General features: G+C 59.7%; 24 protein-coding genes. 13 read left to right on the forward strand and 11 right to left on the reverse strand.

The window, feature by feature from the left end; translation table 11 throughout:
• Positions 1 to 36: 36 nt before the first annotated feature.
• Positions 37 to 489, reverse strand: coding sequence for an Lrp/AsnC family transcriptional regulator (locus ACNPN0_RS02450; protein ID WP_013349765.1), 453 nt, complete (start codon positions 487 to 489; stop codon positions 37 to 39).
• A gap of 226 nt (positions 490 to 715) precedes the next feature.
• On the opposite strand from ACNPN0_RS02450, the gene pdhA reads away from it, so the two are divergent.
• The 4 genes from pdhA to ACNPN0_RS02470 all read left to right on the forward strand — a co-directional run bounded on the left by pdhA (position 716) and on the right by ACNPN0_RS02470 (position 5,633).
• A complete protein-coding gene (pdhA, locus tag ACNPN0_RS02455; RefSeq protein ID WP_434693088.1) occupies positions 716 to 1,879 on the forward strand; it encodes a pyruvate dehydrogenase (acetyl-transferring) E1 component subunit alpha in 1,164 nt (387 codons plus the stop codon).
• Position 1,880: 1 nt separating this feature from the next.
• A complete protein-coding gene (locus tag ACNPN0_RS02460) occupies positions 1,881 to 2,963 on the forward strand; it encodes an alpha-ketoacid dehydrogenase subunit beta (protein WP_448937623.1) in 1,083 nt (360 codons plus the stop codon).
• Positions 2,964 to 4,373 carry a 2-oxo acid dehydrogenase subunit E2 gene (locus tag ACNPN0_RS02465; protein WP_434693084.1) on the forward strand — a complete coding sequence of 470 codons (1,410 nt, stop codon included), beginning with the start codon at positions 2,964 to 2,966 and terminating at the stop codon, positions 4,371 to 4,373.
• A 234-nt stretch (positions 4,374 to 4,607) separates the two neighbouring features.
• Entirely contained in the window at positions 4,608 to 5,633 is a 1,026-nt protein-coding gene (locus ACNPN0_RS02470) for a hypothetical protein (RefSeq protein ID WP_434693081.1), read from the forward strand.
• A 25-nt stretch (positions 5,634 to 5,658) separates the two neighbouring features.
• Here the strand turns inward: ACNPN0_RS02470 and ACNPN0_RS02475 are convergent, their stop codons facing one another.
• On the reverse strand, positions 5,659 to 6,522 hold the full coding sequence (locus ACNPN0_RS02475; protein ID WP_434693079.1) for a phosphatase PAP2 family protein: 864 nt from the start codon (positions 6,520 to 6,522) through the stop codon (positions 5,659 to 5,661).
• Between the two features lie 80 nt (positions 6,523 to 6,602).
• Between ACNPN0_RS02475 and ACNPN0_RS02480 the strand changes: the two genes are divergently transcribed.
• The 3 genes from ACNPN0_RS02480 to menD all read left to right on the forward strand — a co-directional run bounded on the left by ACNPN0_RS02480 (position 6,603) and on the right by menD (position 11,694).
• Positions 6,603 to 7,598: an o-succinylbenzoate synthase gene (locus tag ACNPN0_RS02480; RefSeq protein WP_434693076.1), complete on the forward strand. Its 996-nt coding sequence runs from the start codon at positions 6,603 to 6,605 to the stop codon at positions 7,596 to 7,598.
• 125 nt (positions 7,599 to 7,723) lie between these two features.
• Positions 7,724 to 9,847 (forward strand): PhoX family protein, encoded by a 2,124-nt coding sequence (locus ACNPN0_RS02485; protein ID WP_434693075.1) that lies wholly within the window; start codon positions 7,724 to 7,726, stop codon positions 9,845 to 9,847.
• A 155-nt stretch (positions 9,848 to 10,002) separates the two neighbouring features.
• The gene (menD, locus tag ACNPN0_RS02490) at positions 10,003 to 11,694 is read left to right on the forward strand and encodes a 2-succinyl-5-enolpyruvyl-6-hydroxy-3-cyclohexene-1-carboxylic-acid synthase (protein ID WP_434693198.1); all 1,692 of its coding nucleotides are present in this window, start codon (positions 10,003 to 10,005) and stop codon (positions 11,692 to 11,694) included.
• A gap of 70 nt (positions 11,695 to 11,764) precedes the next feature.
• Here menD and ACNPN0_RS02495 read toward each other — a convergent pair whose 3' ends face one another.
• From ACNPN0_RS02495 to ACNPN0_RS02510, 4 genes are all read right to left on the reverse strand, one after another.
• A complete protein-coding gene (locus ACNPN0_RS02495; protein WP_434693072.1) occupies positions 11,765 to 12,547 on the reverse strand; it encodes an ATP-binding cassette domain-containing protein in 783 nt (260 codons plus the stop codon).
• Between the two features lie 14 nt (positions 12,548 to 12,561).
• The gene (locus ACNPN0_RS02500) at positions 12,562 to 13,353 is read right to left on the reverse strand and encodes an ABC transporter permease subunit (RefSeq protein ID WP_434693071.1); all 792 of its coding nucleotides are present in this window, start codon (positions 13,351 to 13,353) and stop codon (positions 12,562 to 12,564) included.
• A 111-nt stretch (positions 13,354 to 13,464) separates the two neighbouring features.
• Positions 13,465 to 14,253 carry a transporter substrate-binding domain-containing protein gene (locus tag ACNPN0_RS02505; RefSeq protein WP_434693070.1) on the reverse strand — a complete coding sequence of 263 codons (789 nt, stop codon included), beginning with the start codon at positions 14,251 to 14,253 and terminating at the stop codon, positions 13,465 to 13,467.
• Positions 14,254 to 14,426: 173 nt separating this feature from the next.
• Positions 14,427 to 15,764 (reverse strand): isochorismate synthase, encoded by a 1,338-nt coding sequence (locus ACNPN0_RS02510; RefSeq protein WP_434693068.1) that lies wholly within the window; start codon positions 15,762 to 15,764, stop codon positions 14,427 to 14,429.
• A 290-nt stretch (positions 15,765 to 16,054) separates the two neighbouring features.
• On the opposite strand from ACNPN0_RS02510, the gene ACNPN0_RS02515 reads away from it, so the two are divergent.
• Complete coding sequence (locus ACNPN0_RS02515) at positions 16,055 to 17,152, forward strand: polyprenyl synthetase family protein (RefSeq protein WP_133833595.1); 1,098 nt, start codon at positions 16,055 to 16,057, stop codon at positions 17,150 to 17,152.
• A gap of 83 nt (positions 17,153 to 17,235) precedes the next feature.
• Here the strand turns inward: ACNPN0_RS02515 and ACNPN0_RS02520 are convergent, their stop codons facing one another.
• From ACNPN0_RS02520 to ACNPN0_RS02535, 4 genes are all read right to left on the reverse strand, one after another.
• The gene (locus ACNPN0_RS02520) at positions 17,236 to 17,406 is read right to left on the reverse strand and encodes a hypothetical protein (RefSeq protein ID WP_166650716.1); all 171 of its coding nucleotides are present in this window, start codon (positions 17,404 to 17,406) and stop codon (positions 17,236 to 17,238) included.
• 183 nt (positions 17,407 to 17,589) lie between these two features.
• Positions 17,590 to 18,102 carry an HIT family protein gene (locus tag ACNPN0_RS02525; RefSeq protein ID WP_388022801.1) on the reverse strand — a complete coding sequence of 171 codons (513 nt, stop codon included), beginning with the start codon at positions 18,100 to 18,102 and terminating at the stop codon, positions 17,590 to 17,592.
• Positions 18,102 to 18,536 carry a hypothetical protein gene (locus ACNPN0_RS02530; protein ID WP_105656905.1) on the reverse strand — a complete coding sequence of 145 codons (435 nt, stop codon included), beginning with the start codon at positions 18,534 to 18,536 and terminating at the stop codon, positions 18,102 to 18,104. The genes ACNPN0_RS02525 and ACNPN0_RS02530 overlap by 1 nt, the downstream gene beginning before the upstream one ends.
• 18 nt (positions 18,537 to 18,554) lie before the next feature.
• The gene (locus tag ACNPN0_RS02535) at positions 18,555 to 19,958 is read right to left on the reverse strand and encodes a PucR family transcriptional regulator (protein WP_448937624.1); all 1,404 of its coding nucleotides are present in this window, start codon (positions 19,956 to 19,958) and stop codon (positions 18,555 to 18,557) included.
• Positions 19,959 to 20,072: 114 nt separating this feature from the next.
• Here ACNPN0_RS02535 and ACNPN0_RS02540 point away from each other — a divergent pair, with 114 nt between their 5' ends.
• The 3 genes from ACNPN0_RS02540 to gabT all read left to right on the forward strand — a co-directional run bounded on the left by ACNPN0_RS02540 (position 20,073) and on the right by gabT (position 23,376).
• Positions 20,073 to 21,680: a sodium-dependent transporter gene (locus ACNPN0_RS02540; RefSeq protein ID WP_400342026.1), complete on the forward strand. Its 1,608-nt coding sequence runs from the start codon at positions 20,073 to 20,075 to the stop codon at positions 21,678 to 21,680.
• Positions 21,681 to 21,682: 2 nt separating this feature from the next.
• Positions 21,683 to 21,826, forward strand: coding sequence for a methionine/alanine import family NSS transporter small subunit (locus ACNPN0_RS02545; protein WP_332487043.1), 144 nt, complete (start codon positions 21,683 to 21,685; stop codon positions 21,824 to 21,826).
• Between the two features lie 206 nt (positions 21,827 to 22,032).
• Positions 22,033 to 23,376, forward strand: a complete 1,344-nt coding sequence (gabT, locus tag ACNPN0_RS02550) for a 4-aminobutyrate--2-oxoglutarate transaminase (RefSeq protein WP_448937625.1) — start codon at positions 22,033 to 22,035, stop codon at positions 23,374 to 23,376.
• Positions 23,377 to 23,470: 94 nt separating this feature from the next.
• Here the strand turns inward: gabT and rarD are convergent, their stop codons facing one another.
• Positions 23,471 to 24,409 (reverse strand): EamA family transporter RarD, encoded by a 939-nt coding sequence (rarD, locus tag ACNPN0_RS02555; protein WP_448937626.1) that lies wholly within the window; start codon positions 24,407 to 24,409, stop codon positions 23,471 to 23,473.
• A gap of 238 nt (positions 24,410 to 24,647) precedes the next feature.
• Here rarD and htpX point away from each other — a divergent pair, with 238 nt between their 5' ends.
• Together htpX and ACNPN0_RS02565 are read left to right on the forward strand one after the other, a co-directional pair.
• Positions 24,648 to 25,526, forward strand: a complete 879-nt coding sequence (gene htpX, locus ACNPN0_RS02560; protein WP_448937627.1) for a zinc metalloprotease HtpX — start codon at positions 24,648 to 24,650, stop codon at positions 25,524 to 25,526.
• A 215-nt stretch (positions 25,527 to 25,741) separates the two neighbouring features.
• Positions 25,742 to 26,338, forward strand: a complete 597-nt coding sequence (locus tag ACNPN0_RS02565) for a hypothetical protein (protein WP_448937628.1) — start codon at positions 25,742 to 25,744, stop codon at positions 26,336 to 26,338.
• Positions 26,339 to 26,398 lie beyond the last annotated feature (60 nt).

Consider the following 26,398-nt stretch of genomic DNA (forward strand, 5'->3'; position numbering starts at 1 on the left):
CAGGTGCTCTTCTCGTGTCTTCTGGTGAACTGCTGCCTATCGGGTGTCGGTGTCTTCGAAGATCAGCAGGGTCTGCGTATCCAGGACCGTTGGCAAAGACTGCAATTGCTCGAAGACCACGCGGCGCAGATCCAGGTTGTCCTTGGCTCGCACCAGCAGGATCACATCGAAATTGCCTCCGACCAGGCCCACGTGATGCACCTCGGGAATGGACGCCAAGTGATCGCGCAGTTCGCGCCAGGAATGCTGGCGGAGTTTCAAGGTCACGTAGGCGCTGGCCTTGAGCCCTGCCTTCACCGGATCAATCACCGCCGTATAACGAGTGATCACCCCGGCATCTTGGAGCTTTGCGATACGGGAATAGGCGTGGGCACGCGATACATGCACCTTTTGTGCCACGGTGGTGACCGACTGGCGCCCGTCGCTGGTTAGCTCAGCGAGGATCGCATGGTCGACATCATCGAGTTTTAACTCCGCTTCCGCGGCCATTGGTACTCCTTGTTGACGTGTCGGACGTCTCTGTTCCAAACACAATCTATCGAAACTTTTCGTCTACGAGTATAAGGATACCAATCGCAACTTTCCACGATTCCACGCCGGACTGGATACAGAATGCCACGCATACCCATAATTGATTGCAAATGATGTTTAGGTGAAGTGAGTCACAAGCGGTTGTGCTCATGGACCGAGCCAGAACCACGAAAGGTGGGAGAACATGAGCACTGAAGCGCATGCAGATCGCATCTCTGATGTCAGCAAGAAATTCGGGATTACCCCCGAAGACTACATGCTGCCAGCACGCCACATGATCAACCTGTTGAACGCGGACGGAACCCTGCGCCCAGAGGACCAGCAGGGCACTGAACCTGGCCACGAGTACCCGCTGCCAAGCCCGGCCCGGCTGCTGGAAGCCTATGCGGCGCTGGTCACCGGCCGCCGCGTCAACGACCAGAACTCCGCACTGGTCCGCCAGGGCCGCATGGCTGTCTACCCCTCAAGCCACGGACAGGAAGCCTGCCAAATCGCAGCAGCCCTGTGCCTGGGCAAGAACGACTGGCTTTTCCCAACCTACCGCGACACCGTAGCGGTGCTGACCAAGGGCGTAGCCCCGATGGAAGTCATGACCAGCTTCCGCGGCGAATGGCACTGCGGCTATGACCCGAAGGCGTATAACTGCGCACCGATGTCCACCCCGCTCACGACCCAGCTGCTGCACGCAGTGGGTGTCGCCCACGCAGCCAAGCTGCGCGGCGAGGACACCGTAGTGGTGGCCATGTGCGGCGATGGCGCCACCAGCGAGGGCGACTTCCACGAAGCGCTGAACTTCGCCGCCGTCTTCAACCTGCCGGTGATCTTCTTCGTGCAGAACAACAAGTACGCCATCTCGGTTCCGCTCTCGCAGCAAAGTGCCGCCCCGTCCCTGGCCCACAAGGCTGTTGGCTACGGCATGGCCGGCGAGCGCGTGGATGGCAACGACCTGATGGCCTTGATGGCAATCATGACCCGTGCGGTGCGCATGGCTCGCGAAGGCAATGGCCCGCTGCTGATCGAGGCCCACACCTACCGCATGCAGGCGCACACCAACGCAGATGACGACAAGCGCTACCGCGAGGACTCCGAAGTCCAGGAATGGATCGCCAAGGATCCAGTGACCCGCATGAAGGCGTACCTGGACGATGCCGGGCTCTTGACCGAGAGCACCGTCGCCAAGATCACCGCAGACGCCGAGTCGGTCGCCAAGACCCTGCGTGATGGCATGAACCAGGAAGCCAACACCGATCCACGTGAGCTGTTCGAGCACGTGTACTCGGCCAAGACCCCGCAGCTGGCTGAACAGCAAGCCATGCTCGTCGACGAACTAGACCGTGAGGAGGCCTAGGATGACTGCCACTACTTCGCGCTTGAACCCGAACGTCAGCGCTGCCACCGCACGAGCCGCAGCCAAGGCCGCCAATGAGCACCAGCCGGTGACCTTCGGCAAGGCGCTGAATACCGCCCTGGCTGATTCGCTGGTTGCCGACAACTCGGTAGTGATCTTCGGCGAGGATGTGGGAACCCTTGGCGGCGTTTTCCGCATCACCGACGGGCTGACCGCACGTTTTGGTTCCGAACGCTGCTTTGACACCCCGCTGGCCGAATCCGGCATTGTCGGCATGGCCGTGGGCATGGCCATCAACGGCATGCGACCGGTTATCGAGATGCAGTTCGATGCATTCGCCTACCCGGCGTTCGAGCAGATCGCTTCGCATGTCGCCAAGATGCGCAACCGAACCCAGGGCAAGCTGAACCTGCCGATGGTCATCCGCATTCCGTACGCCGGCGGCGTGGGCGGCGTGGAGCACCACTGCGATTCCTCGGAAGCCTACTACGCCCACACTCCAGGGCTGAAGGTCTTCACGCCCTCGTGCGTAGAGGATGCCTACCTGATGCTGCGCGAATCCATCGATTCGGATGATCCGGTGGTCTTCTTCGAGCCGAAGAAGCTGTACTGGTCCAAGGAGCAGGTGGACTTGGCGCAGCTGGCCGAGCAGTACGAGGCCAAGAAGAGCGCTAGGACCGAGGGCCAGGCGCGCATCGCCCGTCCGGGCAGCGATGCCACGCTGATTACCTATGGTCCAAGCGTTTCCACTGCATTGGAAGCTGCCAAGTTGGCAGCCGAGGAAGGCATCAGCCTGGAAGTTCTCGACATCCGGAGCATTGTGCCCTTCGACGACGAGACCGTCTGCGCATCGGTGCGCAAGACCGGACGCGCTATCGTGGTTGCCGAAGCCCAGGGCTTCGCCTCGGTAGCCAGTGAAATCGTGGCCCGGGTGCAGGAACGCTGCTTCCACTCGTTGGCCGCTCCAGTGCTTCGCGTGACCGGATTCGACATTCCATACCCGGCCCCAACGCTGGAAAAGTTCCATCTTCCAAGCGCCGAACGCATTCTCGACGCGGTTGACCAGCTTCAGTGGGAGGCGTAAATGAGCATCAAGACTTTTCTCTTGCCAGACCTTGGCGAAGGCCTGACCGAAGCCGAGCTGGTGCGCTGGATGGTTGCCGCCGGTGACGTTGTCGCAGTTGACCAGCCCATAGCGGAGGTGGAAACCGCGAAGTCGCTGGTGGAGATTCCTTGCCCGTTTGAAGGCGTAGTCTCGACCCTGCATGGGGACGCTGGTCAGATGATGCTGGTGGATGAGCCTTTCATCTCCGTGAACACCGGCGGCGAAGAAGCTGAAGCGCCTGAAGCCGAACGAGCGCAGTCCTACCGCGAGGAAGAGCGTGCTGGCACCCAGGCTCCTGCCGAAGAATCAGCAGAAGCCGATGAGGGTAGCGGCAATGTGCTCATTGGCTACGGCACCTCCTCTGCCCAGCGCAAGACCAGCCGTCGGCGCAAGCCGCGCGGCGGGGTAGCCGCGCCATCGGCACAGGCACCGGCCGAAGCGGCCCGCGTGATCAACCCGCTGGTACGCAAGCTGGCGCGGGATAACGCCTTGGATATCAGAACGGTTCGAGGTTCTGGTCCAGAGGGGCTAATTCTGCGCAACGACGTGGAAGCCGCCTTGTCGGCTGATGCGGGGCTGCCTGCAGCTGCGGCGGCCGCTGCCCCGGCAGCACCGGCCCCGACTTCCGCAGCCGCGGTGCCCGCTGCACCAGCCCAGGCTGGCGGGGCGGATTCGAAGACCGGCCTGCCGGTCGCATCTTCCCAAGTGCTCTCGGGCGTGCGCAAGACCATCGCCACCGCGATGAGCACTTCGCGCCGCGAGATCCCCGAGGCTACCGTGTGGGTGGATGTCGATGTCACCAAGCTGCTGAAGCTGCGATCGAAGATCAAGGAAGCCGAAGGCCAAGCTCCAAGCGTCATGGCACTGATCTCCCGTTTTGCGGTGGCCGGCTTGCGGCGCTTCCCTGAACTGAACAGCCGCATTGAGGCTGAAGCTGATGGGGGCTTGCGCCATACCCTCTTCGAGGGCGTGAACCTCGGGTTCGCAGCCCAGACCGATCGCGGCCTGGTTGTGCCAAATGTGCGCAACGCCCACAAGCTGAACGCCAAGGAACTGTCAGCCGAGTTCGCTCGACTGGCTACGGTGGCCCGCGAGGGCAAGGCCGGTGTCGCCGACCTGTCCGGCAGCACCTTCACCATCAACAACTACGGCGTGTTCAATGTTGATGGCTCCGCGGCCATCATCAACTACCCGGAAGCGGCCATTCTGGGGCTGGGGCGCATCATCGAGAAGCCGTGGGTGGTCAATGGCAAGATCAAGGTCCGTTCCATCTGCGAGATGACACTGAGCTTTGACCACCGGGTCTGCGATGGCGGAACCGCTGCCGGCTTCATGCGCTATGTTGCCGACGCGATGACGGATCCAAAGACTGCGCTGGCTTCGCTCTAGCGCCTACTGTGCGCAGTGCTCGCTCTCAAGAGTGATCTTGATGCCCGTCGAACCTCACGAGGATTGACGGGCATCACCCTTTTTGCTGATATTTCATCTATGTTCGATCATTTATCAGCATGTCAAATATAGGTTGCTAGAATTGTACCAATTATTATTTCTATGATGGAAATATGTTGGGTTGCTTTCCAGCCGCTTATGACGCGGGCTAGGCAGCAGGAACAGGGGATTGAGATGTCAACAGCGGGGACCGGAATCAAGAACCGGCCATTCATCTACCTGCTGCTCCTGCTACCGACGGCCATTGTGCTGGGCGCCTACGCCCTGCTCGCCGGCAAACTGCCGGAAATGACCGCCACTCACTGGAGTTCGACCTATCCGGACGGGTTTACCCGCACCGCGGTGTTTGTTCCCGTCTGCTTCGGGCTATGCATTCTCGGTGCCATCACCGGATTGATTTCTTTGGCGCTGCGCAGCAAACCGGCACTGCTCATGGTGCTGCTCTTCGCCGGCGGGTTGCTCTCATGGAGTGCAGCTGGCGTATTCGTCGGCTCGGCGGTGCCTACAGCGCTCGCCGAGACACCTGAAACCGCAGTGCTGGGCGGCATGATGGTTGTGCTGATTGCCTGCTCGCTGCTGGGCATTGCGCCACTGTGGGTCAGCGGCATCTACCAGCAATACACCAGGCAATCCGTTGAGGCCCGCCAGGCACGAAGTGATGCGGCGCAGGGCATCCAGCGGCCTGTTGCGGCGGGGACACCAGCCATGGCACGGCAAGAATTCCATCAAACGATGGCAGCCCCGTGGTGGATGTGGCTGCTATGCCTGGTGGTATTCGCGGCGCTTTTCATTGCTGTTGCGTTGCCGATGCTGACCGGTGACAGCCAAGATGGCGACTGGGTGGGCTTCATCGTTGCCATGACCCTGTCGGCCGTGGCGTGCGTATCGATTCTGGGTTTGATCTGGATTCGGGTATCGATCAGCGGCGATCGCTTCCGGGTATCATCAGCGGTCTTGGGGTTCCCGATGCGAACCATCAAAATCGACGAAATTGAATCTGCGACCAGCGAAAAGATCGTTCCCATGATGTGGGGAGGCTGGGGCTGGCGAATCATTCCAGGCGGTTCGGCCATCGTGATGAAAGAACACGAAGGCCTTGTTTTCGAACTCAAGAACAAGAAGCGTTTCGCCGTGACCATCCCGGAATCGCTGCAAGCCGCAGACCTGCTTAACGCCCGCATTGCCTGCGGGAAACAGTAGCGAACAACGTTTCTGGGTCTGCGCCCTACTTATTGAAGGTGCGCATGGGCCCGATAACCACCGAGCGCAGCACCAATCCGGATACCAGTGAAGCGGCCACGACATGGATGATCCCCAATGCCGCGTAGACCAATTGCAGGAACTCCGGGATCTTCTGGATATGCGGGTGCGGCAGGAGGAACGAGAGCCCGATTACCGCAGCCCAGACCACCAGGCTGCCGGCCCCAATTTTCCTCGACCAGGTGCCCTTTGGCAGTTCATGGCTCAGCGGCTGGATGCGCTGGAGCACTACCGAGGCCAAGACCATCCAGAATCCGGCCACCACGAAACCAGCTGCAATGTCACTTGGACGGTGCCAACCGCAGATCAAAGTGGCCACCCCGGTCACCGTCGCGAACAACCACGCGATCGGCTGGACTACCGGACGCAGTTTCGGTGGTGAAACCAGGTACATCAGTCCCATTGCGGCGGCAGCGGCGGTGGTGTGTCCTGAGGGAAAAGAATTTCCTGTGGTGCCGAAGTTGAAATCAGGGCGAGACAAGATCTCGTGCTTGAGCAATTGCGTGCTGCCCGCTGCAGCTGCGGCCGCGATGACCGCTACGATGGCCCGCAGGAAGCGCCGGTCGCGAATCACGCGATACAGCAGGAAAACTGCCGCAATGATGCCGCAGATTGCCGGCAAGAGATTCAGGAATTCACGGATCGGATTAATCAGGTCCGTTCGGGGCCACCATTGCGACCACGCTATGAATCCAGCCTGATCGGCCCATTGCCCCACACGCTGCTGGACGAAAAATACGTATTCGAGGCAGAACAGCGAAATCAGCAACAGCAGAGCCCACCACCACCTGATATGGTGCGGGCGCGCGGATGCTGGATTGCGAGGCATATCTCTAGGGTGTCATATCCGGCACGGGGAACGGCACAGTTCAGGCATGTAACTATGCCCACGCTCGATAGGCTTAGAGCATGAGTGTTGAACTTCCGCCCCTTGAAGATCTGCTGGCAAATTCGCATGTTGTCCGGTTGCCGATGCGTGTGAAATTCCGTGGTGTCACCCAGCGTGAAGCGCTGCTGATCAACGGGCCGGAAGGTTGGGGCGAGTTCTCCGCATTTGCCGAGTACGGACCGGCCGAAGCCTCACGGTGGCTAGCCGCCGGAATCGAGGCCGCTTACCAACCGTTCCCGGAACCGTTGCGCACCAGCATTCCGGTCAATGCCACCTTGCCTGCAGTTGCGGTAAAGGATGTCGGAGCGGTTCTCGAACGCTACGACGCGCCGCACACCATCAAGATCAAAGTGGCCGAAAAAGGCCAGGGGATTGAGCAGGACCTGGCGCGTGTAGCGGAGGCCCGTCGGCTCTACCCGCAAGCTGCGCTGCGCGTGGACGCGAATATGGGATGGGATATTGCCCAGGCGGTCCCGGCCTTGAAGGCCCTGAGCGAGTACGACCTGCAATACGCGGAGCAACCCGTGCCTGGCATTACCGGGCTGGCAGAAGTCCGCGAGCAACTGCGCAACGCCGGCAACCCCTTGAAGATCGCCGCTGATGAAGCGGTGCGGAAGCACACCGACCCCTTGGAAGTCTCGCGGTTGGGCGCCGCAGATCTGATGGTCATCAAGGCACAACCGCTGGGCGGCATCGGCGCGGTGCTTGAAATTGCCAAGCAAGCCGAACTGGATGTTGTCGTCTCCAGCGCCCTGGATACTTCGGTAGGGCTGGCCCAAGCCGCTGCCTTAGCCAGCGCGCTGCCAGAACTGCCCTATGCCTGCGGCCTTGCGACCGGGACTTTGTTCGCCGAAGACGTATGTGCCGAGCCGTTGCTGGCCACCGCCGGGTACTTGCCGGTGCGTCGCATTGAGCCGGATCACCAGAAATTGGATGGCTTGCGTCCGCAAGAGGCGCGCGTGCGCTGGTGGCTGCAACGCCTGGAGTCCTGTTATGCCGAGCTGACTAGGGGATAACCCCAGGCAAGAATCTATTTCCCCGGCGTTAACCTTTGCGTTGCATTTAGAACACTTCCAAGTGAAAACCTCAGTTCGAGTCATTCCCCTGACAATGAGCCACATACTGAGGAAGTGAGCGGATCATGAATCCCACCCGTACCCTTTTGCCAATGCTGGGCCACACCCGCGGCGGTCGTTCTGCAGCTACTTGCCACTTCAAGTGCGCCGACGCCTGCACCAAGCCGGATTGCAACACTTCGTCCAACGGCTACTTCAAGGACATTGCCGACAAATCGCTCTCCCGCCGCAGCATGCTGGGCCTGGGAGCCGTCGGTGCTTCAGCGCTGGTCATCGGCCCGCAGCTTTTCGGTGCAGCCGACGCTACCGCGGCACCACTGGTGCCAATGAAGCCGGGCAAGGGCGGGCACCTTTCATTCGATGCCATTGAGCCGGTGTCGCGTTCGGTGGATACTGTTTCCGTTCCAGAAGGCTATGACTGGAATGCCATCATCCGCTGGGGCGACCCGCTCTTCAAGAACACCGCGGAATTCGATGCTTCCAAGCAGTCCGCCCGCAAGCAGGCTGAGCAGTTCGGCTACAACTGCGACTACCTGGACATCATTGTCGACAAGTACTCGGGACGCACCGGCGTGCTGGTTGCCAACCACGAATACACCAATGAAGACATGATGTTCGACTCGGCTTGGTTCGAAGCGAACCAGGAAGAAGCCCGCAAGATCGCGATGAACGCGCATGGCTTCTCCGTGGTCGAGGTCAAGCGCAAGAAGAATGACAAGAAGTGGAGCTACGTGCAGGGCGGCGAACGCAACCGCCGCATCACCGCCAGTACTGAATTCCGGGTCGATGGCCCAGCCGCAGGCAGCGACCTGCTCAAGACCGCCGCAGATCCAACCGGTACCAAGGTTCTTGGCACCTTGAACAACTGCGCCGGTGGCACCACCCCATGGGGCACCGTACTCTCCGGTGAAGAAAACTTCGACCAGTACTTCCGCGGCAAGGGCACCGCCGAGGAATCCCGCTACGGCATTGGCACCGCTGCGACCGGCCGTGGCTGGGAAGAAAGCGATCCGCGCTTCGGCCTGCATAACGAAGGCTTCGAAAACGAAGCCAACCGTTTCGGCTGGGTAGTCGAAATCGACCCGCAGGACCCTTCGTCCACCCCGGTCAAGCACACCAACCTGGGCCGTTTCAAGCACGAGGGCGCCAACGTTCGCATTGCCAAGAACGGCAAGGTTGTTGCCTACTCCGGCGATGACTCGCGCTTCGAGTACCTGTACAAGTTCGTCTCGAAAAACACTTTCTCCAAGCACGATCGCAAGCACAACATGGGCTTGCTCTCCGAAGGCGACCTGTACGTTGCCAAGTTCGCCGGCAACTCCCCAGCAAGCGAGATCGACGGCAGCGGCGCAGTTCCGTCTGATGGTGCTTTCGACGGCATGGGAACCTGGCTGCCACTGGTGAAGAACGGCGAATCCAAGGTGGAGGGCATGGGCGTCGACGAGGTGCTGGTCTACACCCGCCAAGCAGCTGACAAGGTCGGCGCCACCAAGCTGGACCGTCCCGAAGACGTGGAGCCGAGCCCGGTATCCGGCAAGGTCTACGTGGCACTGACCAACAACACCGACCGCGGCAAGGACGGCAAGGAAGGCGCAACCGAGGTCAGCCCACGGGTACGCAACCGCGACGGCCACGTCCTGGAAATCACCGAAGCCGGCAACGACGCCACCGCCGCGAAGTTCACCTGGAACATCTTGCTGGTTGCCGGCGATCCAAATGTGAACGGATCGACCTACTTCTCCGGCTACCCAACGGACAAGGTCTCGCCGATTTCCTGCCCGGATAACCTGGCATTCGATTCCAAGGGCAACCTGTGGATCTCCACCGACGGCGCCCCTGGCACCATCGGCTACTCCGATGCACTGCACAAGGTCACCCTGACCGGCAAGGATCGCGGGCGTGTCGAGCAGTTCCTGGCCGTGCCAACCGGCGCAGAGACCTGCGGCCCGCTGATCCATGACAAGGACAACTCGGTCTTCGTCGCGGTGCAGCACCCGGGTGAAGGCGGCAGTTTCGCCAGCCCTACCTCGCTGTTCCCGGACTTCGTGAAGAACGCAGGAGGAGCCGGCAAGGGCGAGTTCTACGGCCCGCGCCCATCGGTCGTCCAGGTCTTCAAAGAAGAGCCGAAGCCGGGCAAAGGCAACGGCAAGGGCAAGGGTCACGACAAGGGCAAGGGTCACGACAAATAAGTCGGACTAGCCTGCACTGCAAGGGCGTCGGCAGGATCCTCTCCGGGATCAGGCCGGCGCCCTTTGCCGTTCCAAATCGGTTGACCGGCAGGTCAAGGCATAGACTTGGATCATTGCCTTCAGCTTTGGAATCTAAGGAGTCATGCGGCGTGGGAATGCAGCAACCTGGCGAGCAACGCGCCATCACTACGGCTCGCCATGTGCTCTCCGCCCTGATCAGTGCCGGGATCAGGGATCTGGTGATTTCTCCCGGTTCGCGCAGCGCGCCCTTGGCCTATGCTGCAGCCGAGGCAGAAGCCGCGGGGATCCTGGATATCCATGTGCGCATCGACGAACGCTCCGCGGCCTTCATGGCACTGGGCCTCGCCCAAAGCACCATGCGGCCGGTCGCCCTCGCCGCCACCAGCGGCTCGGCCATCGGGCAAATGCTGCCGGCAGTCATGGAAGCCAACCACACCGCGACACCACTTCTGGTCCTTTCTGCCGACCGTCCCGATGAACTGCACGGCACCGGAGCTAGCCAGAGCACGCGCCAGAAAACCCTCTTTGGCGAGCACGTTCGCCTGGCCGCCAATGTTCCCGCTGGGACAGATCCGCAACACGAGGTCCAACGCGCATTACTGGCCTTGGCCGGTGACCAGCACACTGCCGCAGGACCGGTCCAATTGAATCTGCAGTTCCGGGATCCGCTCACCCCCGCACAGGACGAGAGGATCGAGAGCCAAAGCTGGACGGCAGTTGAGCCGGGGCAGTGGCAGGCACACGACCAGCTGGACAGGGCGAGCTTGCCGGTCCAGCAGCTGGAGCCACGCCGGAGCGTTGTCATCGCCGGGCATGGCGCCGGAGAAGAGGCGCAACGTTTCGCCCAGGCTTTGGAGCTGCCATTATTTGCCGAACCATCTTCTAACGCACGGTTCTCGGCCAATGCCATTGGCCACTATCGTCCGCTGATCGCGGCAGGCATGGACCGCGTTGAACGAGTGGTGCTCTTTGGCCGTCCGACGTTGAGCCGCCCGGTGGGCCAGCTCCTGGCCAACCCGGCGATCGAATCGGTGATTTGGCAGCCTGCGCCAGCGGCCTGGTATGAAGCGGGACGGCGCCGCGAGACCCCGGTCAGCTCGTGGAGCGAATTGCAGGAGTTCGCCGGAACCGGCGCAAAGGGGTGGCTGGAAGCATGGCAGCAGCTTGATGCCCAAGCTTTGGCAGTGCGGCAACGCCTAAGCCGCGAATCGCTGATTAACGGGGTAGATGTTGCCGAAGCTATTTGGGATCACGCGCCGGAAGTCCTGCTGCTGGGCTCATCCAACATCGTTCGCGACTTCGACCTGGCCGCGTGGCCGGAGGCTGAACGAAGCATCACCGCCTACGCGAATCGTGGCCTTGCCGGAATTGATGGAACCGTCGCTACCGCCTTGGGCCTCGCCCAGGGAAGCAAAAAGCGGACGCTTGCGGTGATGGGAGATATTACCTTCGCCCATGACGCCAGCTCGCTGTCCTGGACCCCCGGCGAAGAGCAGCCAATGGTGGATATCGTGGTCTACAACGACGGGGGAGGAGCAATCTTCTCCACCCTGGAGCACGGTGCCGTGGACGCCTCGGGCCGCTACGCCAATGCGGTGGAACGGCTCTTTGCCACACCGCAGCAGCTGAGCCTGCCTGCGCTCGCCGAAGCCTATGGCTGGCAGTACGCCAGGGCCGCAAGCAAGGAAGAGCTCAGCGCCGTCTTGGCTTCAACGCAGCCGGCGAACCTGCGCCTGATCGAAGTGCCTGCATCGCGGAGCAGCCTGCGCGCCGAGAATCTTGAATTAAATCAACAGATCGGGCAGCTAGCCTGGCCAGACCTATAGGGAAAAAGAAATTCCCCTGCGTCGACCATCGGCAACGATGGGCAACGCAGGGGAATTTTTGCAGTTGAACTCAGATATCCACGTGCGTGGGATCGAGCACGCGACGCAGGAAGTCCTGGGTACGTGGCTGCTGCGGATTGCCAATGACATCCACGGCCTTGCCTTCTTCCACCACGACGCCACCGTCCATGAAGAACACGCGGTCAGCAACTTCCTTGGCGAAAGCCATCTCGTGGGTAACCACCAGCATGGTCATGCCCGCTTGGGCCAGATTCTTCATAATGGACAGGACCTCGCCAACAGTCTCTGGGTCCAAGGCACTGGTTGGCTCGTCGAAGAGCATCAAGGATGGTTCCATGGATAGCGCCCGGGCGATGGCCACGCGCTGCTGCTGGCCACCGGAAAGCTGGTCAGGGTAGCGATCGCCGAAGTCGCCCAAGCCTACGCGTTCCAAGTGGCTTTGCGCGATTCGCACCGCATCGGCTTTCTTGCGCTTGAGCACCTTGATGGGGGATACCGTGCAGTTCTCCATCACGGTCAGGTGGGGGAAGAGATTGAACTGCTGGAAGACCATGCCTACCTGCTGGCGCATCTTGTCCAGGTTTACCTCTGGGTCTGTGACGTTGAAGCCACCGACCATAATGGTTCCCCCGTTTGGCTGCTCCAACAAATTCACGCAACGCAACAACGTTGACTTTCCGGAGCCGGATGGACCGATCAGGCAGACAACCTCGCCGGGAGCAACATTCAAATCGATGCCCTTGAGCACCTCATTGCTGCCGTAGGACTTGCGCAGTCCGGTGATATCCACGCCCGCGGCATGAGCCGAAAGTTCACTAGTTCCAGTTGACATTTTCCACTGCCTTTCTAGCGCTTGGTCTTCGTAGTGCGGGATTCGAATTTACGGGCAACCAAACTCAACGGAATGGTAATGACAAGGTAGAACAGGCCCGCAACAACCAGCGGGGTGATGCCTGCGTCCAACTGCGTAATGCCGTCGCGACCGAATTTGGTCATTTCGTATTGGGCAATCGTTGCACCGAGAATAAACGCCAGCGAAGTGTCCTTGGTGAGCAGGATGATCTCGTTGGTCATTGGTGGAAGCACGATTCTGAATGCCTGCGGGATGACGATCGTGACCATGGCACGCCACGCTGGCATGCCCAGCGAACGAGCAGCCTCGGTCTGTCCCTTAGGCACAGCCTGAAGACCAGCACGCAGGGTTTCCGCGATGTATGCAGCGGAGACCAGCCCCAGTGCACACATGACGTTGACCGACTGAGGCCATTGGGTGCCGAATGCCTGTGGCAAACCGATGCCAAATGCCAAAAGGACAAGAATGGCGGGGATACCGCGGAAGAATTCGATGAACGCGGTGGCGAACCACCGGTAGGGCGCGAAGCTTGCCATCTTCATCAACGCCAGCAAGAGACCTAAGGCTAAGCCGAAGGCGAAGGAAATGATGGTGTAGAAGATGGTGTTCTTCAAGCCAACCAGGATCATGTCTGGGAACATCGGTCCGAGTTTGTCGAAGGAGAAGAAAGCGTAGGACGCTTTCTTCCAGTCCACAAGCGCAGCTAGGGCGATGATGATGACAAAGAAGAGCGCAATCTGAATGGTTTTGCTCATCCGGGCGCGCTGACTGGTAGTCATTGCCATTGGTTTGTACCTCTCGTAAAGGTAGCGGGGGTTCGGGAAGCAAAAATGCCAGACGGCAAAATTTGCGTGCCGAACCCCCGCTCGGTAGATCTATCCATGTTCAGCTGAAAATTACTTTTCGCCGAACCACTTCACGGTCAGTTCTTCCATGGTTCCTGCATCGGTCAATCGCTTCAACGTGCCATTGACCAGTTCCAGGGTGTCTGCATTGTCCTTGGGGACTGCGATACCGAGCTGTTCACCGGTCTTGAAGTTGGCGACCGCCTTGAAATCAGGCTCGTCCTTCACTGCGTAACCGAGCACCGACTGGTTGCCCAATACGGCTTCCACCTGGTTTGCCAGCAATGCCTGGGTCTGCAGACCAGCATCTTCGAAGCCGACTAATTGCTCGAGGCCCTGCTCCTTGCCGTACTTTTCACCAGTCGTAGCCTGCTGGACGCCAACCTTCTTGTCCTTGGCGGTTTCGAGATCGGTGATGCCCGAGCCGTTCTTAGCGATCAAGACCAAGTCGTCATCCATGTAAGGAGTAGAGAAATTCATCTTCTCCTTGCGCGCATCGGTGATGGAGATCGATGAGATGGCAATATCGCACTTCGTGTTGAACAGACCAGATTCAATGGAATCGAAGCTGTCGTCGATGATGTTCAGATCGAGCTTGGCATCCTTGGCGATTTCCGCGGCGACGTCCATATCGAAGCCAACAATCTCGTCGCCTCTCTTGAATTCAAATGGCTCGTAGGGGATATCCGAGCATACTGTCAGCTTGCCCTCGTTGAGTGGGAAGGCTGCTCCCTCCGACTCTGAGCTGGAGCCGCTATCGGAACCGCAGGCGGTCATAGCTAGAAGTGCTACGGAACTGAGCGCGATGGCAGCGGCGAATTTTTTCCTGGGGCTACGCATAGGATCAAAACCTACTTTCGGGTTATTGCGAGTGGATCACTGCGATGTCCCAATCATAACCGCGCTAACACCAGCACGAGACGCACTTCACACAAGTGTCGTTTAGGGTAAGGAAAATTTACGCTAGTGAAACATAACCCCGAAACAATAGCCCGTCCACTTTGGCAATGAGCTTATTCGGCTCCGAGGGCTTGGCGCATGGGGCGCATCTTCGCCCATGATTCGGCTAGTTCATCCTCGGGCACCGAGCCCGGAACGATGCCGCAGCCCGCGTACAGGCGCATCAGCTTTTCGTCTTCCAGGATTCCGCCACGCAGCGCGATGCCGAATTCGCCATCGCCACGGCTGTCAACCCAGCCCACGGGGCCGGCATACGGTCCCCGGTCCATGCCTTCCAGCTCGCGCAAGAGCACGCCAGCCTTCTTGGTCGGCGTGCCGCACACTGCAGCGGTCGGATGGAAAATCTCGGCAACATCCAGAGCGGTAGGCAGAACCCCGGCGGCATCGGCGCGCAACTGGGCGCGTACGTCGCTGGCCAAATGCCAAACATTGGGAAGCTGCAGAATAAAAGGTTCTTCCGGCGCGCTCATGCCGTGCGAAATGGGATTCAGGGAAGCCGTGAGCGAATCTATGGCCAGCTGGTGCTCGTTGCGCTGCTTCGGATCTTCAAAGAGGTTGCGGTGCGCGAATCCGGGGTCCTCGGCGCCAGCAGCCGCTCGGTCCAGTGTCCCAGCTAATACGCGGGCCTCGGCCAAGCCGTCGGTAACGCGCACCAGCATCTCCGGGGTAGCGCCTACCAGGCCGTCAACTGAATAGGTCCAGCAATTGCCATAGTGCTCGGTCAGCGCATCGACCACGCGGGCAAGATTGATCGGGGTGGAACTGTGCGCCAACACGTCGCGGGCCAGCACCAGCTTGGAAATTCCGCGTTCCTCGAAACGGCCCAGCGCCTGATCCACGGCATCAAGATAGGAACCGGCGGTCAGCTGTCCGCTGGTCAGTTCAATGCTGCCCGGTTCGCCCGCCGGCAGCGACGCATCGGCCATCGCGGCTTCGGCGCGGGCCAAGGCCTGCTGGTAGGTCAGCCCGTCGAGTTCCTCTGCGCTGCCGGTGATGGTAATCCAGGACTTTTCCTCATCGCGGCCAATCACCAGCTGCGGGATCACCATGCGCGATTCGAAGACGCTGGTGAAGGAGAACGCAAAAGAACCGAAGGAAACCAGGCCGCTGCCGGGGCGGGCGATCGGGTCAATGATCTGTGCCTGTTCGATGACCTGTGCAAGCCAGGCGCGGGCACGTGCAAAGCGCTCTTCGCCGTGGGTGTGCAAGCGGGCCGCGGTGCCAAAGCCAACCAGACCGTGGCCGTTGCGGGTCCAGACCAAGCTTCGGTGACGCAATGAGTCGGCAACTAGTGTTTCGGGGGCATCAAGGTATTCAAAGGTGATGCTGGTGAGAACAGGAGCCGACGGCTGATGAGCACTGGCGCTAAGAACGGGCGAATCTGCAGACATGATAAGGCTAAGCCTACCGCGCAATGCCGGGGGAAAAGGCTTGCGGGTGTCCGTGGTCACCCCTGTGAGATCGGCCGGGTCTGGTGAGAAGTGCCGGGGGAACCCGGTAAACTCTAAAACGACCTCCTAGGTCGCTGGTACCAGACCGGTATGCCCGGTCTGGCCATGCCAGCAATGTGCAGTGGAAAGCATCGGCTAGAGTGAAGAGATGTTTGCGTGCATCTTGCAGGCAGATTGCCTTCGCATACCGCGATGGCCAACCCGATGAAAGATAAGTAAGCCGTAGAACAGTGACTGATTCGAAGAGCAACTGGACCGCAGCCGGACACGACGTGTCCGACTCGATTGAGCTGAATCCTGAAACCGCTGCATTAGCTGCGGCCATCAATCTTCCCTCGGGCTTCGCTTTGCTGGCCGAGGACCCGGACTTCGGTCCGGCTATTTCCATCGGCATGGCAAAGGTGGAGAAGCTGCTGCGCGACGCGCTGGCCAACTCCGACCCCTTGATCGACGCATCCAGCCGCCACCTCGTTGAGGCCGGAGGCAAGCGAGTGCGTCCCCTGCTGGTGCTGCTGACTTCCCTGCTGGGCGACGGCGTGAATGACGATGTCATCAAGGCCGCTGCCGTCGTGGAACTCACCCACCTGGCAACCCTGTACCACGATGACGTCATGGACTCTGCTCCAATGCGCCGCGGTGCACCAACTGCTCACGAGGTGTGGGGCAACTCGGTGGCGATTCTCGCCGGCGACCTGATCTTCGCCCGTGCTTCGGTCTTCGGATCCGAGCTGGGCCCAGAAGCAGTCATGTGGCAGTCGCGCACCTTCGAGCGCTTGTGCCTCGGACAGCTGCATGAATCCATCGGCCCGCGCGAGGGCGACGATGCCATCGAGCACCACATCCAGGTAATCAGCGACAAGACCGCGTCGCTGCTCTCCACTTCCGGAGCCTTCGGCGCCCGTTTCGGTGGCGCCCCGCAGTACATTGAGGTACTGCGCGAGTATGGCGAAAAGGTTGGCGTTGCCTTCCAGGTCGCCGATGACGTGATCGACTTGGCATCCACGGAAGCCGACTCGGGCAAGACTCCGGGCACCGATTTGCGTGAAGGCGTGCCGACCTTGCCAATTCTGCTGCTGCGCCAGGCAGCAGCCGAGGGCGACGCGCAAGCGCAGCAGGCTATCGAACTGGTTGATGCGGATCTGGCCACCGATGAAGCACTGGCGGCCGCTGTGGAAGCTGTCACCTCGCACCAGGCAATCCATGATGCATGGAAGGCCGCACGCCAGTGGGCCGATGACGCGATTGCCGTCTTGGCTCCACTGCCCGAGGGCACCGTGAAGCAGGCGCTGATTTCCTTCGCGGATGCGGTTGTTACCCGCGAAGCCTAGGCAAGCTTGAACAGACAAAACCCCGGAAGACTGCAAAGGTCTTCCGGGGTTCTGTTTTGCCCAGGGCGGCTGCCAGATCCCTGCTAGAGCTGGTCGTTGCAGTTCTGCCCGTCGTCGGTCGACGCTTTACTCCCAGGACGATTCTTGCTGGCGGTAAAGAATCTGACGGCGAGAATGACCAGGCCAATGGCCACAAGGGCCGGGATGATGTAGAAAATAATCAGTTCGTAGGTATTCGGGACCAGGGGATTCATGTGTTCATCTTATGAGGGCCCTGTCAGATGCAGTACCGCCTCAATGATGATATTTCTGTAGACCGGGAGCATGGCCGTAGTGCTGAGCGGAAAATGCCTGAGGTCTCCCATAAGTGGCAAGCCGGCCCCGGCAACGAATTCTCGTTCCCGGGGCCCGCTCGCGCCAGCGTCATGCCCTCGTGCTTATCGGACGATGTTCTCCGGGACCAGCGGCTGCGGATGCTCGGGGGAAAAGAGCGCTTGGCGCAGCTGCTGCGCTTTGCTGGCCCGATCCTGGATCGATACCCGGTGGCGCAGCTGCCGATAGAGCTCGTCATCGGCGTAGCGCGGGAAAACGTGCTGATGGTAATGCCAAACATGCTGATTGCCCGCAGGCTCATTGTGCTGCCGCGTGCTCGTGCCCTCGGGATTCCAGGCGAGCTTCATCGCCAGGGCAACGCGCTTGGTCTCCCGCATGATCGCGGCGCCGGTCTGCTCATCCAGATCGTAGAGCGCTTCCAGATGCGCGGTCGGAATGATCATCACGTGCCCGCCGTAATTACCGAACCCATCACAAGCCATGATTGCTGCCACCAGATCTGTCTGGTAGATCAGATCCGTGGGCGCGCACAAGTTGTCCTGGCTGAAAGGCTGGTCGTTGACCAGCTCGCAGAAGGGACACTGGTAGTTGGCTGGTTCATGGGAACGGTGGAGCACTAGTCCTCCAATTCGGCGGCCAGCTCTTCAAACACCCAGGTGTACATGTCCAGGGTGAATTCGCTGAAGGTGCCTTCCTCGCTGGTCCATTTTCCCTTGGCATTGCTGCGGCGGTAGACGATTGGATCCGGAACATCGAGCTGGGATGCCTTGAAGCCCCACACGAACTTCTCTTCCTCATCTTCCAGGAACAGGAGGTAGCCGTCTTCGATTTCCAGTTCTTCAGGGTCGAAGAAGTAGTGGTAGGCCTCCATGAAATCCTCATTGTTGCCCAGAGCACGATAGAACTCTTCAAGGACAAATGGAATTGAGACCTCTGACTGCGCCAGCCCTTCGCGCAATTCTTCGGCGCTCAAGCCATCGGCTTCGTTCCACTGGTCTTCCAAGTACTTGGGAACCAGGGAACAGAACTTCTCTAGAAACATGTCTGCCATGTCTTTATCCTATCGAGATTAGCCCAGCTCAAGGGCACTCAACGCGATCCAGAGCTGGACTCGGTCGCTAGTCACATTCGGGTCGTAGCCCGAGAGATCTGAAATTTGCTGGATCCGGTAGCGCACTGTGTTGCGATGCAGGCCCAAGGACTCGGCCACGGCCCCCACCGAGCCATCGCGGTTGAGGTATTCACGCAAGGTCAGCAATAGGTCAGAATCGTGGGAGGCGTCGAATTCCTGCAGCGGGCCCAGGGCTTCGATGGCCAAATCCTGCAGCGGAACATCGTGGGCGGCGAGCAGGAGCGAGGTGAGAGAAAGCTTGGTGGGTTCGTTGACCCGCTCTCCGTGGCGCAGGGACTCCAGGGCCTCGAAGTAGCTCCAGCGGATGCCGGTGGTATTCGGGTAGCGCCCGCCGTAGCCTACCCGAGCCGGAAGGCCGGCCGCGAGCAGATACTCGTCGAGGTGCTTGATGGACAGCTGCAGCTTGCTGTGCGCGACAATGATCGCCAAGCGGCCATCTATCATGGCCGAGACCTGCGAGGACAGATCTGCGGGCAGTGGCAGGGTTTGCAAGCGCTCGACCTGTGCCGGAGCCTGCACCAGGATGACCGAGTGCTCACGCTGGGTATTCAAGCCAAGTGCCCCAAGGCGGCCAGCGGCATCGGCGCCAACCAGGGCGCCAGTGGCGAGGTCCTCGAGCACCTGGCCGTTGGCCTGGCGCTGCGAGGCGCGCAGACGGGATTTATTGGCCAGTTCCAGCCCGATCAGCGACTGCGCGTAATCGACCACTGGATGGTGGACATAGGGTTCTGCAATATGCAGGGTGCACTTATCACGCAGGCCCGTCGCCACCGGTCGTTCATTCCAGGAACGTGCAGGATCATAGTCCCCGCTGATCACTTCGCCGTGCAGAGTCAGCGCTACCTGGGTGCCGAGCATTCGCTCGAGTTCCTCGAGCATGCTGTCCAGATCCGAGGAAAGCAGCGTCTGGGCCAGCTTCTGGTGGGATTTCAGCAGGCTTTCAACACGCTTGAGGTGGTCGGAATTCAGTGCTTCGGCGATCAGCCGGGTAATTGAGGCAAAGGGTATCTGATAAGGAACCTCGAAGACCGGAAGCCCTACTTCGCGGGCCGCTTCAACCGTCGCTTGCGGTACTGAAGCGTGTTCCAGGCCTGTGCCGAAACCCAGAGCTACGGCATCGTTGGCCGCAAGGACCTTGACGAACTGCCGCTGTGCGGCCTTGGTCTTCTGGCGCACCCCGGTGGTCAACACAATTTCTCGCCCGGTGAGGAACTGTGACGGGTCAAGCAGCTCGGTCACCGCACCCCAGGTGATGACCATGCCATCGCGATGAGTGTGTTCAGTCAGCGGTCGAAGGTCGAGCTCGTCATGTTCCAGAAGACCGCGTAAACTAATTGCCATATAGCCATTCTAGATGGATCGCGAAAAGTTCCCGATTCAGCAAATTGCTCAAAATATGGACACGCGACCTCGAAAAATGACCACAATGTGAAAATTTTGCAGTAGCTTAGACACATGAGCACTCCATCTTCATCACAGGGCGCTCCACTCGCAACCGAGAAGCGTGAGACTTTCAGCTCCCGAAAGTTGTTCATCCTTTCAGCGATTGGTTCGGCCGTTGGTCTGGGAAACATCTGGCGTTTCCCTTACGTCGCCTACGAAAACGGCGGCGGCGCATTCTTGATCCCATATCTGGTCGCAATTCTCTGCGCCGGCATTCCGTTGCTGTTCCTCGACTACTCCATCGGCCACCGCTACCGCGGCTCTGCTCCGCTGGCATACCGCCGGGCCAACCGCAAGGCCGAGGCCCTGGGCTGGTGGCAGGTGCTGGTCTGCTTCATCATCGCCATCTACTACGCGGCCATCATTGCGTGGGCCGCGATGTACTGCTGGTTCTCGGTCACCAAGGCGTGGGATAAGAACCCGGACGGGGCTGCCGGATTCTTCATGGGCGACTTCCTGCAGGTCGCGGACGATGTCACCGTCGGGTTCGACTTCGTCGGCAGCGTCTTCTTCCCGATGCTGTGCGTTTGGCTGATCGCCATCGTGATCATGGTTGCCGGCGTGAACAAGGGCATTTCGCGGGCCAACGCGATCTTCATGCCTTTGCTGATCGTGATGTTCCTGATCCTCGTTATCCAGTCGGTCTTCCTGCCAGGTGCTGTGGACGGCTTGAATACCTTCTTCACGCCGAACTTCGAGGCGCTGTCGAATCCTTCGGTGTGGGCAGCGGCATTCGGCCATATCTTCTTCTCGCTGTCGGTGGCCTTCGGCATCATGGTCACCTACTCGTCCTACATGAAGCGCAAGAGCGACCTCACCGGTTCGGGCTACGTTGTAGCTTTCGCCAACTCCAGCTTCGAGCTGCTCGCCGGCATCGGCGTCTTCGCGGCCCTGGGGTTCATGGCGTACAACGCCGGCAGCTCCGTCGACGAAGTGGCAACCAGCGGAATCGGCCTGGCCTTCATCGCCTTCCCGACCATCGTTTCGCAGGCTCCCTTGGGCGGCGTCATCGGCGTGCTGTTCTTCGGTTCGCTGGTCTTTGCCGGCATTACCTCGTTGATCTCGATCCTCGAGGTGATTGTTGCGGCTTTCCAGGACAAGCTGGGCTGGAAGCGCCAGTCGGCCACCCTGGTTGTTGTCGTTCCAGTGGCATTGATCTCCATGATCTTGTTCCCAACCACCACTGGATTGTATTTGCTGGACACCATGGATGCGTTCGTGAACCAGTTCGGCATTCTCGCTTGCGCACTGGTGATCGTGATCGTCTTCGGTGCAGGCCTGGGCATGCTGCCTAAGCTGGCCAAGCACTTGAACCGACACAGCTCCATCAAGCTGGGTACCGGCTGGATGGTCCTGGTCGGCGGCGTGGGCCCAGCTGTCTTGGGCTACATGCTGATCAATGAAATCCAGACCAAGCTTGCAACTCCCTATGAGGACTACCCTGTTTGGTTCCTCGGGATCTTCGGTTGGGGCATGGCCGGGGCATTGATTGTCGGCGCGGTCCTGCTGTCCCTGGTCCCTTGGAGCAAGAACTCCAAGAAAAACGACCCCGAGTTCGATCAGCATCGTGCGAACGTCGAGGCAGAAGAAGTCCCTGAAGTGTCCAGGAAGGAATACTAGCCATGAGTCCTATAGCGATTGTCTTCATGATTATCTCCATGCTGACCATTTGGGGAGGCCTGGCCATCGCCTTGATCAGCCTGAATCGCCATCCTGAAAAGCACGATGACGATGTGATCGAGCCTGCTGGCTCGGCAGGCAATTAGAACCTGTAGACTGCATCAAGATTGAAGGCCTCTTGGCTTCAAGTTCCGGCTTGAAGCGAAGAGGCCTTTTCCCGTGCAGATGCACTATGCGACACGAAATGTGTTGTGCCGATCCGCGTAGTCGCTTGGAGCTCAGGAGAATACTCTCTAGTTATAGAGAAAACTGGGCCAGAGAGCTCACTCATAAGTTCTGGAAGGACAAGCACATGGACGTTACCTACCGCATTGAACAGAAGCGCACGATCAATGGTCCGTTCCCCGGCCCGAAGTCGCAGGAACTGGCCGCACGCCGAGCCAAGGCAGTTGCTGCCGGTGTAGCTTCCAGCCTGCCTGTGTACGCGGCCGAGGTTGATGGCGGCATCATTGTCGATGTCGATGGCAACCAGCTCATCGACCTGGGCTCCGGCATCGCCGTCACGACCATTGGCGCCTCGAATCAGGCAGTAGCCAAAGCCGTCGCCGAACAGGCCGCGCGCTTCACCCACACCTGCTTCATGGTCGCTCCGTACGAGAACTACATCGAGCTGGCCGAGAAGCTGGCTGCCATCACTCCGGGCAACTTCGAGAAGCGTGCAGTTTTCTTCAACTCCGGTGCCGAAGCGGTAGAGAACGCCATCAAGGTAGCCCGCATTGCCACCGGCCGCCAGGCAGTCGTCGCCTTCGACCACGCCTACCACGGCCGCACCAACCTCACCATGGGCTTGACCGCCAAGGCCGCCCCATACAAGCGCGGCTTCGGCCCACTGGCACCGGAGATCTACCGCATGCCAATGAGCTACCCATACCGCGAAGAGAACCCGAACATCTCCGGCAAGGAAGCAGCCGAGCGCGCGATCCTGGCCATGGAGAAGCAGATCGGCGGCGACCAGATCGCTGCGATCATCATCGAGCCGATCCAGGGCGAGGGCGGCTTCATCGTTCCGGCCACCGGCTTCCTGCCGCGCATCGCCGAATGGGCCAAGGAAAACGGCATTGTCTTCGTTGCCGACGAAGTCCAGGCAGGCTTCGCACGCTCCGGTGCTTGGTTCGCCTCGGACATCGAAGGCATTGAGCCTGACATCATCACCCTGGCCAAGGGCATCGCCGGCGGCATGCCGCTGTCTGGCATTATCGGCCGTGCCGAACTGCTGGATTCGGTGCACGGTGGCGGCCTGGGCGGCACCTACGGCGGCAACCCGGTTGCTGTGGCCGCGGCTCTGGAATCCATCAAGTTCATGGAAGAGCAGGACTTGGCGGGCCGCGCCCGCGAGATCGAAGAGAAGTTCTTCACCCGCTTCGGTGCGCTGCAGAAGGATATCAAGGAACTGGGCGACATCCGTGGCCGTGGCGGCATGGTCGCAATGGAATTCGTCAAGGCTGGTGGCAAGGAGCCGGACGCCGAGCTGACCAAGGCCATCGCAGCCGAATGCCTGGCCCAGGGCGTCTTGATCCTCACCTGCGGCACCTATGGCAACGTGGTTCGCCTCTTGCCTCCGCTGGTGATCGGCGACGAGCTGCTCGAAGATGCATTCAACGTATTGGAAGATGCGATCCGCAAGGCTATCGCCTAAGTAGCTCAAAACTGGTCCTAGACGGCGAATGCCTCGAACCTCCCACGGGAGATTCGAGGCATTCGCTGTATCGGCGGTGAGTGCAACCGGGCGTTCAGACCAACTTTTTCGGTTCCGGCATGGAGCCAATGCGTGGAATTCGCATCATGTCCACGAGCACGAAGAGCACCGCAACCCATACCAAGGCGAAACCAACCCAGCGTTCGAATGGCATGTGCTCGCCAAAGACCAGCAGGCCCAGGATGAACTGCAAGAGCGGGGCGAGGAATTGCAATGAGCCCAGGGTGCTCAAAGGCAGGCGGCGAGCTGCACCCCCGAAGAGCAGGAGCGGTACTGCGGTGATGATGCCGCTCGCTGCCAAAAGCGAGAGGCCAGGAACATCAGCCGAGAACAGCGCAGAATTCCCGTCAACGGCCAGCCAAACCAGATAGCCGATGGCCAACGGGGTCAGCCAGACGGTTTCAATGGTCAAGGACCCCAGCGCAGTTCCGCTTTGGCCCACTTTGTTCTTCACCAGGCCATAGAAGCCAAAGGAGAAAGCCAAGCCGAGGGAAATCCAAGGGACCTGTCCCAAGCCGATCGTCAAGACAAGTACAGCAACGGTGGCTATGGCAACAGCGATCCATTGCAGCCGACGCAATTTTTCTTTCAGGACGACGACACCCAGAAGGATTGCCACAATTGGGTTGATGAAGTAGCCCAGCGAGGCTTCCAGCACATGTCCGGTCAAGACCGCCAGTGCATAGAGAGTCCAGTTAGCTGCAATCAGAAGACTAGCCAGTCCCAACTGCCAGATGGTCTTGGAATCCTTGAACATCGCAAGGAACTGCTTGACCTGGCGCGTGAACGCCAGCAGCAGCAGGCAGAAAACCAGCGAGAAGATCACGCGAACGCCAACGAATTCGAAGGCCGAGATGTCAGGCAGCAATAGGAAGTAAGCCGGGAGCATGCCCCAAATCAGGTACGCGGCGGTGCCTTGGATCAGTCCGTAGCTATGTTCTGAACGGATCGGTTTAGCGGTACTTACGGACATGCAGGACGCACACTTTCAGAAACAAAAAGGATCAAGGGAGCGGCCCACCGGGAAATAAGTTGTGGAACCGCATCTTAAAACTACAACGTTCCCGCCGTCTGGATATTCCCCGAGGCCGGCGGTGCCTGCCATTCCACATGGCACTGTGATATTTTCACCGGAACATAAATGGAATTCCAGTCGTTGACTAGACTAGAGAACACCAACTTGGTTTGCTTCATTGAGGGAGTGCATCGCCGTGCATGGACATAACAACGGACTCAAAACCGCCTTTTTGATGGGCGGAATGTTTGCCCTGCTGCTGGCCATTGGCTCGCTGATATCCGCGGGTACCGGCCGTTCAATGTTCATTTGGATATTTGCCTTGATCGGCCTCGGAACTACTGCTTACAGCTATTGGAATAGCGACAAGCTGGCTCTGCGCTCGATGCACGCCTACCCGGTCAGCGAAGCGGAACAGCCGGGAATGTACCGAATCGTGCGTGAGCTGTCGATGAACGCGCAGCAACCGATGCCGCGACTGTACGTTTCGCCAACCACTTCGCCGAACGCCTTTGCCACCGGCCGCAACCCGCAGAATTCGGCGGTGTGCTGCACCGAAGGCATCCTGCAGTTGCTGAACGAACGCGAATTGCGCGGGGTGCTGGGCCACGAGCTGATGCATGTCTACAACCGGGACATCCTCACTTCTTCGGTCGCCGCCGCGGTTGCGGGCGTCATCACCTCCGTTGCCCAGTTCCTGATGTTCTTCGGCGGCGGCAACAGCAATGACAACCGCGGGGTGAATCCGATCGCCTTGATTGCCCTTTCCCTGCTGGCGCCACTGGCAGCGTCGATCATCCAGATGGCCGTGAGCCGCACCCGCGAATATGATGCAGACGAGGACGGAGCCAAGCTGACCAATGATCCGCTGGCGTTGGCGAGCGCGCTTCGGAAACTGGAATCGGGGATTACGCAGGCTCCGCTGGCTTCCAACGACCAGAAGCTGGTCAACAGCTCGCACCTGATGATCGCCAATCCATTCGGCTCGCGCCTCAAGCGCATGTTCTCCACCCACCCGCCAATGGAGGATCGCATCACACGGCTTGAAGCGATGGCTGGCGGACGCGGATACTAAGTGCAAAGCAGCTCCTGGGCTTAAGGCCGCATCTCATATGGAGATGCGGCCTTTAGCTTGTTTCGGGCCTTTCCCGTTGAACTGTTCGTTATCTACCCTCCTACTAAAGGATGAGGCGAAGATCTTTGTCTGTCCTAGTCAAGCAAAGATAGGCTGATCGTAGCGGCACCGAGGAGAAGGCTCTCTGCCGTCTGAGGATGGAGCAAGGAGCAAGGATGCGAGACGACGACGCGGCACTTCTGCCCAGGCTTGGGGATGCCATAGCCGGTCAACTGGCCACCGGAACGGTCAAAGGATTGGCTTGCCTGCTTGTGGCCTGGATTTGCTCATCATGGATTGCCCTCGACACTGCTTTCGGCACATTCGCTATCGCGCTGGCGATCTCGTATCTCCTCTCGGAAATCCTCGGCGCCATCATCGTTCGACCGATTGTCCTGAAAGAACGCCGTCCCAACCCCGGGGGAGTGCTGTACGTCGTCCTTCCATTCGTGGTGTCCATCATGGTCAGCTTTGCTGCGGGCTATGCAGTTACCAGCTCATTGCGTGACAGCAGTTTTGTGACAGTGCTCGTTGCCGCATGCAACGCCGCTGAGATCCTCTGGATCAAACCATGGGTGCCGGGACCTTCGCCGGAAGAGATGGCCGCGAAGTTCAATGAATTCAAAGCCATGACCCAGGACCACTTCGCTGATGATGTTGCTGATATCAAGCGGCGGGCCAGGGAAAGGACTCGTGAACAGTACTACGCGAAGAAGGCCCGCGAAGAAGCCAAGAGGCTGAAGAAGCAGAAGCGCGACGAGGATGAGCGCTGATCCTTCCCGGTTCCATGCTCCAGTGGTGCGCAGAATGGCAGCGGGGGGTGTTTCCCATGA

The organism is Glutamicibacter sp. AGC84, assembly GCF_053543575.1.